Here is an 11,735-nt window from a genome sequence, read left to right as displayed (position 1 = left end):
CCTCCCTTTATCTGTGCTTAAGGACCGAGTCGATAATTGCTATTCTTGCATACACTCCGTTTTCCATTTGTCTGACAATTCTAGAACGCTCACACTCAACTAGACTATCCTCAATTTCAACCCCACGATTAACTGGGGCAGGATGCATAATAATGGCTGATTCTTTCATTCTGGATTCTCTTTCAAATGTTATGCCATATTTTTGCAAGTAGGTGTTTTTAGAAAACCTTAAATCAGTTTCTTGATGTCTTTCATGCTGAACGCGCAGCAGCATCATGACATCCACTTGATCGATCAGCTTATCGATCGTTGTGAATGTTCCGTATTCTTCAAAAGAAGGTTCATACCATTCCTGAGGACCTGTAAAATAAAGCTTAGCTCCCAAACGTTTAAGTATCTGCATATTACTTTTGGCAACTCTTGAATGAGTTAAATCCCCCGATATTGCTACTTCAAGATTTTCAAATGATCCATACTCTTCGTAGATCGTCATCAGGTCAAGCAAAGATTGACTTGGATGTTGTCCGGTGCCGTCTCCTCCGTTGATAATCGAACACTTAATGCTGTCACTCTCAATCAGTTTAGTATAGTAGGCTTCTTCACTGTGACGGATGACGACGACATCGACGCCGATTGCCTGAAGTGTCAGAACAGTATCATACAGACTCTCTCCTTTCTTTACACTGCTCATTGCAGGTTGAAAATCAAGCACTTGCATCCCCATCTTGCGTTCTGCCATCTCGAAACTTTTATGTGTACGGGTACTCTGTTCAAAAAAACAATTTATCGCGTAATTCTCAGTATAGGTTGGGAATTTAGCCTGTCTCTTAAATTCTATCGCTGATTCGATCATCTCTATGATCTCCTGATTTTCATACTGTTCCAATGATACAAAATGACGCATACGTTTTGCTTTTAATTTAGTCATAAGAATCCTCCCTTAATATCTCTTCCGATAAAACATTATAATCAACCTGTACTTTTCTTAAAAAAAAAGACCCAGAGCCATAACGGCAATAGGTCTAGAGGATTTAACAAAAAACGGTTCAGAATTGTGTTTACTGTTTTAAAAATAGACGCCTATCTCTTATAACAATTATCTGGCACATCTACTTTAAAGCTTTGTACACTCTTCTACCTCTTTTGTTTATTCCTGCGACCTTTCGTGCCTCACGGGACACCTTTAAAGTTCACAATTATTTAAATTCATATATTTTTCAAGATATTCACTTGATCTGTTTCATCCATCTCTTTTAAGGAGACCCGAATGGTTTCTTCTCGAGAAGTTGGAATGTTTTTACCAACAAAATCTGCTCTTATTGGTAATTCTCTGTTCCCGCGATCAATTAGAACAGCTAGATATATCTTATCTGGTCTTCCCAGATCGATAACTGCATCCAACGCTGCTCGTATGGTCCGACCGGTGTAAAGTACATCATCTACAATGACAACCTTCTTTCCTTTTATTGTTGCATTATCAGCAGAAAAAGTCTGTTTTTCAGTATCTTCCCCTTCGTTATCGTCTCGATAGTAGGACACATCCAGTTCCAACACTTCGATTGTTTTACCTTCAAGTTTTTTTATTCTATCTGCTATGCGGTGAGCAATAAATACACCTCTTGTCTTTATTCCGGCAAGAACAAGGTGTTCAATGCCTTTGTTCTTTTCGATTATTTCATAAGTAATTCGGATCAATGCTCGTTCCATAGCTACACCATTGACTACTTCAACTTTAGACAGTTTCTGCATTATTTATCCTCCTGCTAGTAATGATCAGTGAGTGGTCTTTTTTCTGAGCCATAATTGATTCACTGTAACCAAATCTTGAATAGAATCCAATAAAAAAAGCACCCTTATCCAGTTAAGATAAGAGTGCTCCCAAATATTTCTATCAGGTATGAAAAGGTCAACAAACTAAAGTTCACCTATTCAAAGGGACTTTATCAGTACTCACGGGTACGTATAAAGAACCTGCTGCTCCTTCTTAGCCTCTCTGGACTATCTTTAAAGGATTGCTATTCAATTGGTCTAACTTTAAAGGTTTCAATCTGAAAAGTCAATCTATTCCAATCATTTTATAAATATTTTGTTTTCAGTTCCATTACAATGTCTCTTAAATCGGCTGCTTTTTCAAAATTCAGATCTTTAGCAGCTTCTTTCATTTCCAGTTCCATTGTTTCAATGAGTTCCTTTCGTTCTCTTCGCGATAAATTTTTGATTGTTTCTTCAGACAAGCCCTGCTCTTCATCATCGACTGCCGTGGAGATCTTAATAAGGTCTCTTACTTCTTTCTTGATTGTTGTTGGCGTAATTCCATGCTTCTCGTTGTATTCTTCTTGAATGGCACGACGTCTTTCGGTCTCATCGATCGCTTTTCGCATGGAATCGGTGATCCGGTCAGCATACATGATGACACGCCCGTTTTCATTTCGGGCCACACGTCCCATTGTTTGGATCAATGCCCGTGCACTTCTAAGGAACCCTTCTTTGTCAGCATCCAGAATCGTAACTAATGAGACTTCAGGAACATCTAGTCCTTCTCGCAACAAGTTGATTCCTATCAATACATCATACTTGCCAATTCTAAGCTCCCTGATGATTTCCGTCCGTTCCAATGTTTTAATATCACTGTGAAGGTATTGCACTTTTATACCGACTTCTTTAAGGTAATCTGTTAAGTCTTCCGACATTTTTTTAGTTAACGTTGTAATAAAGACCCGCTCGTTTTTTTCGATCCGTTTATTTATTTCTTCGATTATATCATCTATCTGCCCTTTGATGGGTCTTACTTCGACGATAGGATCTAATAATCCCGTCGGTCGAATAATCTGTTCTACAATTTGACTCGAGCGATTCATTTCATAATCTGCTGGTGTCGCTGAAATGTACGTGATCTGCGGAACTTTAGCTTCGAATTCTTCTAGACGGAGTGGGCGATTGTCGAGTGCACTAGGTAATCTGAACCCGTGATCGATCAACTGCTGCTTACGCGCCCTGTCCCCCTTATACATTCCCCTAATCTGCGGCATGGTCATATGTGACTCATCAATAATAAAGAGTGAATCCTTGGGGAAGAAGTCCAATAGCGTATAAGGCGATTCGCCTGGTTTTCGCCCGTCTAAATGTCTGGAATAATTCTCGATACCTGAACAGTATCCCATTTCCATCATCATCTCAATATCATAATTCGTACGCTGCTCAAGTCGCTGCGCTTCCAGCAATTTATTCTCTCTGTACAGTTCTTCAAGCCTGTCTTTTAATTCTGCTTGAATAGAATCGATGGCTGAACGTGTCTGTTCATCGTTTGAAACAAAGTGAGTTGCGGGAAATATAGCTGCATGAGCCAAATCGGCTTTAACTTCACCTGTTAAAACATCCACTTCTCTGATTCGATCTATTTCATCTCCAAAGAATTCGACTCTGATCGCTTCACTTTCTCTTGAAGCCAGAAAGATTTCGACTATATCCCCTCGGACTCTGAATCGTCCGCGCTGAAAATCAATGTCATTACGCTCAAATTGCATATCAACAAGTCGACGCAATAATGCTTCTCTACTGATTTCCATCCCGGAACGTAAAGATACGACATGTTCCCTATAATCTTCCGGATTAACTAACCCATAGATACAAGAAACAGAAGACACCACGATAACATCACGTCTTTCGAGCAATGAACTGGTTGCTGAGTGTCTCAGTTTATCAATTTCGTCATTTACGCTAGCGTCTTTTTCAATAAATGTATCAGTAGAAGGAACATATGCTTCTGGCTGATAGTAGTCATAATAACTCACAAAATATTCTACTGCATTGTCTGGAAAGAATTCTTTAAACTCTGTGTATAATTGACCAGCTAGCGTTTTGTTATGTGCCATGACCAATGTCGGTTTATTTACTTGCTGAATAACATTGGACATCGTAAAAGTCTTTCCTGTCCCAGTTGCTCCTAAGAGAACTTGTTCTTTTTGATTGTTCTTGATTCCCTGCACCAACTGTTTGATCGCTTCAGGCTGATCTCCACTCGGCTGGAAAGGTGATTTCAAATTGAACCCTTGCTCGGCCATGCCAACACTCCTTTACATAAAACTGTTCGCTACCAGTTTAACTTGAACCTCTCATGACTAAAGTCACGAGTGTTCTCGGCTGTTTGATAAAAAAAGTATTCTCAAAGACTTATGTCTCGTGAGAATACTCTAAAATTATTTAGCTATTTTTTTGCTTAAACGTGACTTGTCACGAGCAGCTTTATTTTCATGAATCAGACCTTTTGATGAAGCTTTATCAATTGCTTTGACAGCTTTAACATATAAGTCTTGTGCGTTGTCTGCATCATTGTTTGCAGCTTCTAAGAATTTTTTCTTAGCAGTTTTCATTGATGTAGCTTGGCTCACGTTGGTTGCTTTCTTTTTCACGTCTTGTCTTTGACGTTTTTCAGCTTGTTCCATATTTGGCATTGTAAAACACTCCTTAATTAATAAACATATAGTTGGATTTAAATGGATACTGTGATAAACCAGTATTATCTAGACCATGTGAATTGTTTTATTTAACATTCTCCATTTTACATCACATCACTCAAATTTTCAATGAAAACTTTTTTTATTTTCATCTTCATTCGTTCATCGTTGAAAACTTCCAGATGAAGAGCTCGATTTGCATTTCCGGATTTACCTTTCCACTCTTGATCTCGTAATCGGCGGTAATCAAGTGATGGTGAGCCTGGGATAACACATCTTGTTTGAAAGACTTCTCCATTTGTAAAGCCAATTTAACTCGGTAAGGATGAATTTTCAAGATACTTGCAATATCTGATTGCTGATACCCTTTTTTTCTCAAGATTTTCACTTGAAGAAGCAATCTGAACTGACCGATCATTAAAGCGAGTATCTTGATTGGATCTTCTTTTTGATGCAGTAAATCCTGATACAGTTCAATCGATTCTTTAACATTCTTCTTCAATACTTTTTCATTTAACTCAAAAATATTCTGTTCCAGAGATTTTGAAACGAGTTTATTCACCGATTCAATAGTAATCATTTTATCATCAACATGATAAACCATCAATTTATCCAATTCATTCTTTGCCTTGGATAAATTCCTATCGGTTAATTGCAATAAACGCTCAAAAGATTCTTTGGATATTTTATAATCATTTTCTTTAAGGTAACTTCTTAAATAATCCGCTGTCTCTTTTTCAGCAGCTGGTGTAACATCGATGACTTCTGATGAGTTCAATAACGCTTTTGTCACCTTTTTTCTCTTGTCCAATTTATCATAGGGCGCGATAAACACGAGAATTGAAAAATCAGAAGGATTATTCAAATAGCTCTCGAGTAAGGTGGTGGTGTGTTTTATATTCGATGTGATTTTTTTCCCAGTAAAAATATGACTGGAATGAACAAATATCAATTTCTGATCTCCAAAAAACGGAAAACTTTCTGCTTCAAAAACGACATCATCTATGCTTGTATCAGTTAAATCAAAATGCAAAATATTCATATCATCTTTCTGTTTCTTTTTTACCGTTCTTGTTAAAGCATTAGTCACTTCTTCTACAAGCATTCTTTCCGTACCGATAATCGCATAAACAGCTTTTAACTTACCTTTATTTATTTCATCAATTTGTTTTAATACAGATTTCATCTCATTCTCCTTTTCGTTCTCTATTTGGTTCAAAAGAAAACAAGCGCTTATCAACTTTTTCACTACGCGACTGATTGCTATATTTATACCTGATGGCACCGTCATGATCCGTTCTATAAATCGTTGCATCCAGTTCTGCTATCTTCTGGATAACACTATCATGGGGATGGCCGTATCTGTTATTTTCTCCACAAGAAATCCATGCAACCTCAGGATTCAGCTGCTTTAAAAACTCTGCATGCGTCGATGTCTGGCTTCCATGATGGCCTATCTTGAGCACATCAACAGTCAGGTTAGGATATTTTGCAAGTAATTCTTTCTCTCCATCCGTTTCAAGATCTCCTGTAAATAACCATGTTTTGTTCCCTATTAATCCTAATACGACCAAAGAACTATTATTTCTATTTGTTCCTGCAATTGTATCATTTGAAAGGATTGCAACGGAATTGGAAGGAAGATTGTCACTCGAACCCTCATTTACCTCTTTAATTATTGTGCCATATTTTTCTATAGAAGGAAACAATGTCTGAAAATTTGCTTCAAAGAAAGTAGATTTTGCAGAGACGACTTGTTTTGTTTTTATTTGACTAATGATGTCAAGCAAGGCACCATAATGATCAATGTCTGGATGTGTGATTATTATAGAATCAAGTTTATGCACGCCTTCAGATTTCAGCACCGGTAACATGATGTTTTCTCCTACACTAAACATTTTTTCTCTCTTTTTCCATTCTTCAACTAGATATTCATTCTGACCGCCCGTATCGATGAGATAATTCCCTTTCCCCCATGGTTCCCTAATCAAAATCGCTTCTCCCTGATTCACATCGATCATTAACACTTGCCCGTAAGGTGCATAACGAACGGAGTACACACACGTTATGATACCCACTAGCGGTGCAATGATGAAAGGCTTGCTGTTCTTTTTTTCAATTAACAGAAGTAGCATAATAAGGAACCCTATCAGCAATAAGTAACTTATTTGAGATAACCGCCCTGTGATAATAGTAAAAGAAACATTTGAAGCTATCCCATCGCCTAATGCCTCCATTATTTCGATCAAATTATCCAATACTTTTAGACTGTATCTAAACAGGTTAAGCGTTGGTATGACCAGAGATAGAAAGAAGTTTACTATTATTATCGGTAACAATACTATCGCAATAAAAGGGATGAAAAGACTGTTCAAAATAAGCACACCCCACGAAAATTCATAAAAGTGATAGGTTAAGATAGGAATGGAGCAAATCAATAGGATTAAATTCAATCCTATATATGCTCTGAGCTTTGACCACTCTTTAAAAAATGACTGCCGAGTAAACATTATAATAATAAAGCTGATCAAATAGCTTAACTGGAAACCAACCGTATAAATACTATATGGTTGGACAAAGATAATACTGATCAACATAAGCGACCAGCAATCCAATGTGGTCAATGACACATTCGCTTTTTCACTCAGTAATTTGAGCCAGGATTGTCCAATCGCTCTAAAAACACTCACCCCTAAACCTGTAGTTAAACCATACAAAGGCAAGAATAAGAGCAGGAATGTGTTTGTGGCTTCTTTGCTCGTCTTTGATCTTCGACATGTGCCTTTGATCATACCAATGACAAGTACGACATGTAAGCCTGAAATGCTTAATAAATGGACAATGCCTAATTCTTTAAACGTCTGCATAACTTCAGTTGAAAAGGAGCGCTTATCGGCAAATAAGAGTATCTTAGTGTAGGTGGCCGACCGCTTAGTCATTGTCCGATCGACATGTGTCAAAATTTTCTGTCTAAATGAATCTATACTGTAAACATGAAATTGCTTGAATCTATCCTGCTCTACAATTTTCAAGGTCGATGCAGTTAAGACATTAACTATTTGTTTGTTTTTTAAATAATTTTTATAGTCAAACTGATTGAAATTAGTCGATTCGTTGGGTTCAGAAAAAGCCCCTTCTACTAAAACCCTTTTAGGATAAGCATTTATCAACTCTTTTTTTTCATTCTCATTAGTAATAGTATAGTTGACTATTACCTTTTCTATTCTTCCGTTCTCTTTTATCGTTCCTTCAAAGACTAATTTATCCCCGTCGATTTTCAAACTGGTTTCTTTGATATCGATATCAACTCTTACAGTCTCAAAATGTGACAGCGTCGACTCAATCGGATACAGATAAGTTACTCTCGCATAGAACAACATCCCCATTAAGATAGACAAAAATAATAGTCGGTGATTTTTTAATAAGATCACTCTTATACAGACTAATACAAACATCGTCAGTGTTAAAAACGAAAAAACAGTAGTCATACTAATAGCAACAAACAGTAATAAAACAGCCACGTACACTATATTCCCTATCATCCGGCATCCATTTTTTTCTTTACATAGATAAAACTGTCAACACTTCTTTCTCCACTAGTAGCAGGCACGTCATTCATTAAAAAAACTCCTAGTTAAAAATCATTTGATTATGTTCACTTAGCCTCTATATATTCCGAAATTTTTTCGAACGTTTTTTCTCCTATACCAGATACCTTTATTATCTCGTCAATTGATCCAAAAGGTCCATTCTTTTCTCGGTATTCAATGATATCATTTGCTTTACTCGGCCCAATTCCATTCAATTGTGATAGCGTCTGTTCATTGGCATCATTAATGTTTATCATGGCATCTTTTGCCTGATCAAGCTCTAGACTTGCTTCAATTCCAACCATTTCTTCACCTTCTATAGGGATATATATGTACATCTCGTCTTCTAGCAACTGAGCAAAATTAATGTGCTTTGGGTCAGCCTTTTCAGTCAGCCCATCTGCTGCATCGATTGCATCTATCACACGTTGATTCGCATTAAGTGAAAAAACACCCGGATTGTTAACTGCTCCTTTTACATCTACTACCACATTAAGTTCAAGTTCATCCGGTATTATTTCTTTTGTGCCCTCAGCTTCTTTCTGGGAATCGGCTACAGGGTTTTCAGTGAGTAGCGTATCCAAAGTCACCGTGTTGCTATCATCAGCATGATCAACTGATACGATCAAGATGACAATAATGACAGCACAAAGCATTCCTATCCCCCAGCTCACTTCTTTAAATTTTTTCATCTTGGTCAGAATCCTCATAAGAAGCCTCCTTTGATCGGGTTACCTATTATATTATCCAATTAAAGAAAAACTCACTTAAAAAAAAGAAGCCATGCTCATTTTAATAAGCATGACTTCCTATTTTTTAATTTAATCAAAAGTATTTAAATAATCAATGGCATCTTTAATGTGTTGGACTGGCACGATTTGCATATCTGAATTAATTGCTTCTGCAGTCTCACTGGCTGTCTCATAATTCGATTTCAAATCAGGATTTTCTTCGAGAGCCTCACTTGAAATCGTATCGTCCGGTGCGAAAAAAACAGAGGCGCCTTCTCTATCAGCTGCGACCACTTTTTTATCAATACCACCGATACGACCAATCTCTCCATTTTCTGCAATGGTTCCTGTCCCTGCTACCTCTAAAGAACTGTCAAAATCTTCCACTAAGAGCTTATATACTTGTAACGAGAACATAAGGCCTGCAGAGGGGCCACCGATGTTCCCAGCATCAATTACCACTTCCGGGGATGTGGTAACGGAAGACTGAGTGACTAGAGTGATACCAATACCAGGGTTTCCCGTTTCTTCAATCAGTACTAGATCGCCGCTGATATCTACCGATTTCCCATCCCGTTCTACAGAAAGTGTAACCGTATCTCCGACAGACTGATTCGCTATATAATCTATGAATTCATCAGTATTGTCGAATGATTTCTCATCAATTTTCGCGATACTGTCCCCCATTTTCAAGTCTTTAAAAAAATTGGATTTTTGTGATACAGACATCACATAGACTCCTTCATAATTGATATCATAGGGTAAAGCAGCTTCATTAAATGCTGCTGCTTTCGCAGTGTCAATCGAATAATCCATATAATACCTTTGCAGGTTTCTGTATGCACTGTAATCCTCGTAATTTCCAAGCAGATCGATCTCACTCACACCCGAATGATAAGGTAAAAATTGAAACAGCGATGAGAATGGTGTCGCCTTAAATATCTCGACCGTCGTCAGCATATACTGACTATCTGATTGATCCGTTTGTCCGTCTACCTCTACTCTGTCGTTAATGACGACGGCACTACCCGGTCTTTCAACGTAATAAGGGATCTGTAGAAAAAACAACAGATAAACGGTCAAAACCATAATCACCGTTTTTATAACTAAGCTTTTTTTATTCACTATTTCTTATCCACCTTCAGTAAGGCATTTCTCAATTTATCCCCCACAAGTCGAGGTACTAAACCATCTATATTACCACCGTAATGAGCAATTTCCTTAACCATAGTAGAGCTGATAGACTGATACTTCGCGTCTGAAATCAGGCAAACCGTTTCGATCGATTTATCCTGCATTGCATTTAAGTCAGAAATATCTCTTTCATATTCAAAGTCTTTGACAGAACGTATTCCTCGAATGAGTATATTTAGGTTCTTTTCATGCGCTAGATTGACAGTCAATCCATCATAGGCGATGATCTGACAATTAGTTAAGCCTTCTTCTTCTATTACAGCTTCTATCATTTTAACTCTTTCTTCTGTAGTGAATAAGTACTGTTTTGCTGTACTTGCACTTACTACAATGATCAACTCATCCACCAATCGTGCAGCTCTTTCTAAAATGTTTAAATGACCGTAAGTCAAAGGGTCAAAACTGCCTACATAAAGGGCCCTTCTCATAAGCTCTCCACCCATTCATACAAAGTAACTTTGGTTTTTCCAAAAACTTTGTCTTTAATAAGTCTTAAAGAATCCCCACTAAGCTCTAAGGAAACAGCCTTATCGGTTTCACAAACGATAACGGCATAATTATTTAACAATTGATTATCTATCAGCTGTTTAATAATTGACTCCAATTTCTGCTTAGCATAAGGGGGATCGAGTAAAATCAAATCAAACGATTCATTCATTTGGCCTAAACGTTCAATGGCTTGATGGTCATTCTTCTTCCAGACCACAAATTTTTCGGGTTCTTTCGTTATGCTTATATTTTCTTCGATTGTTTTGATGGCTAAAATGTTATTATCAACTAAATAAGCTTTATCCATCCCTCTAGAAACGGCTTCGATACCTAAAGCGCCACTACCGGCATATAGATCCAGTGCATGCCCACCATCAAAGTAAGGACCGATCATATGAAATAATGATTCTTTAACTTTATCTGTTGTGGGACGAGTGTTTTCACCACTTACCGCTTTCAATTTTCTTCCACCGTATTCTCCTGATATTATTCTCATTCAAGTCCATCCTTTACGGTTAATTAGAAATACCATTCATCAGACTATCATCTTTAACTTTTTTTGATAACGCCACGACTTCATCAAGTATGCCATCAAATGTTTTAGGAAGTTCACATTGATATGAATCTTCTACTTTTCTCACGAAGTGTTGCTTAGCAATCGTATTTTTAATGACTTCTTTTTCTTCCCGGTCGACATAAATGATTGCATAATTCATGTTTTTAGAGACGTAATGCACTAAGCCATAACGTTTTAATTTGTTAACATATTTCGTGGTATATAACCACACAACTAATCCGACTCTAGAACTTATTTCTTGATCCAATACATTCACCTTCTTCAATTTTATTCATTATAACAAAAAAGTCCCTCTACACGAGAGGGACTTTTAAAATATTTAATCATTTTTATTGGAATTAAAAGCATCTGTGTATAAATCATTTAAATGTTTTTCTAATGAACTCAACATCAAATGCCCTTTTTCTTCAGCAATCATATCCATAGCAATGGCAAACTCGATCTTTTTTGAAAAACCAAACATTTGAGTATCGATAACTTCTTCAAAAGCGGGACAAGACATACATAAATGTTGCTGATTTTCAATCAAAGAAGCTATTTGTTTAGCATCTTCATTTAAAACATCTTTAGCAAGAGCAATCTGTAATTGATCCATAAGCATATCCTTCCTCAAACTATTACCATAGCTTTCTTTTTACAAGTATATCACAACTCTACTTATTTGGAAATGTAAAAGAAATGAGTTACGATTTTGTTCTCA

12 protein-coding genes are annotated in these 11,735 nt (G+C 37.0%); all 12 read right to left on the bottom strand.

Annotation, left to right across the window (positions count from 1 at the left end):
• Window positions 1-7: 7 nt before the first annotated feature.
• Entirely contained in the window at window positions 8-928 is a 921-nt protein-coding gene (locus R6U02_RS09645; RefSeq protein ID WP_410263397.1) for an aspartate carbamoyltransferase catalytic subunit, read from the bottom strand.
• 278 nt (window positions 929-1,206) lie between these two features.
• Complete coding sequence (gene pyrR / locus R6U02_RS09640; protein WP_410263418.1) at window positions 1,207-1,740, bottom strand: bifunctional pyr operon transcriptional regulator/uracil phosphoribosyltransferase PyrR; 534 nt, start codon at window positions 1,738-1,740, stop codon at window positions 1,207-1,209.
• Between the two features lie 335 nt (window positions 1,741-2,075).
• Window positions 2,076-4,061, bottom strand: a complete 1,986-nt coding sequence (uvrB, locus tag R6U02_RS09635; RefSeq protein ID WP_410263396.1) for an excinuclease ABC subunit UvrB — start codon at window positions 4,059-4,061, stop codon at window positions 2,076-2,078.
• Between the two features lie 135 nt (window positions 4,062-4,196).
• Window positions 4,197-4,451 carry a 30S ribosomal protein S20 gene (gene rpsT, locus R6U02_RS09630; protein WP_410263395.1) on the bottom strand — a complete coding sequence of 85 codons (255 nt, stop codon included), beginning with the start codon at window positions 4,449-4,451 and terminating at the stop codon, window positions 4,197-4,199.
• Window positions 4,452-4,608: 157 nt separating this feature from the next.
• Complete coding sequence (gene holA, locus R6U02_RS09625; RefSeq protein ID WP_410263394.1) at window positions 4,609-5,640, bottom strand: DNA polymerase III subunit delta; 1,032 nt, start codon at window positions 5,638-5,640, stop codon at window positions 4,609-4,611.
• 1 nt (window position 5,641) lies between these two features.
• Entirely contained in the window at window positions 5,642-7,996 is a 2,355-nt protein-coding gene (locus tag R6U02_RS09620; RefSeq protein WP_410263393.1) for a DNA internalization-related competence protein ComEC/Rec2, read from the bottom strand.
• 113 nt (window positions 7,997-8,109) lie between these two features.
• On the bottom strand, window positions 8,110-8,754 hold the full coding sequence (locus R6U02_RS09615) for a helix-hairpin-helix domain-containing protein (RefSeq protein WP_410263392.1): 645 nt from the start codon (window positions 8,752-8,754) through the stop codon (window positions 8,110-8,112).
• Between the two features lie 111 nt (window positions 8,755-8,865).
• The gene (locus tag R6U02_RS09610) at window positions 8,866-9,900 is read right to left on the bottom strand and encodes a SepM family pheromone-processing serine protease (protein WP_410263391.1); all 1,035 of its coding nucleotides are present in this window, start codon (window positions 9,898-9,900) and stop codon (window positions 8,866-8,868) included.
• On the bottom strand, window positions 9,900-10,397 hold the full coding sequence (gene coaD / locus R6U02_RS09605; protein WP_410263390.1) for a pantetheine-phosphate adenylyltransferase: 498 nt from the start codon (window positions 10,395-10,397) through the stop codon (window positions 9,900-9,902). The genes R6U02_RS09610 and coaD overlap by 1 nt, the downstream gene beginning before the upstream one ends.
• Complete coding sequence (gene rsmD, locus R6U02_RS09600; protein ID WP_410263389.1) at window positions 10,394-10,954, bottom strand: 16S rRNA (guanine(966)-N(2))-methyltransferase RsmD; 561 nt, start codon at window positions 10,952-10,954, stop codon at window positions 10,394-10,396. Before rsmD ends, coaD begins: the two co-directional genes overlap by 4 nt.
• 19 nt (window positions 10,955-10,973) lie before the next feature.
• Window positions 10,974-11,282: a YlbG family protein gene (locus tag R6U02_RS09595; RefSeq protein ID WP_410263388.1), complete on the bottom strand. Its 309-nt coding sequence runs from the start codon at window positions 11,280-11,282 to the stop codon at window positions 10,974-10,976.
• 72 nt (window positions 11,283-11,354) lie between these two features.
• Complete coding sequence (locus R6U02_RS09590; RefSeq protein ID WP_410263387.1) at window positions 11,355-11,630, bottom strand: DUF1507 family protein; 276 nt, start codon at window positions 11,628-11,630, stop codon at window positions 11,355-11,357.
• Window positions 11,631-11,735: the final 105 nt, after the last annotated feature.

The sequence above is a fragment of the Alkalibacterium sp. genome (assembly GCF_046484155.1).
GTDB lineage: Bacteria > Bacillota > Bacilli > Lactobacillales > Carnobacteriaceae_A > Alkalibacterium.
This window is presented reverse-complemented; position numbering and strand designations above follow the sequence as displayed.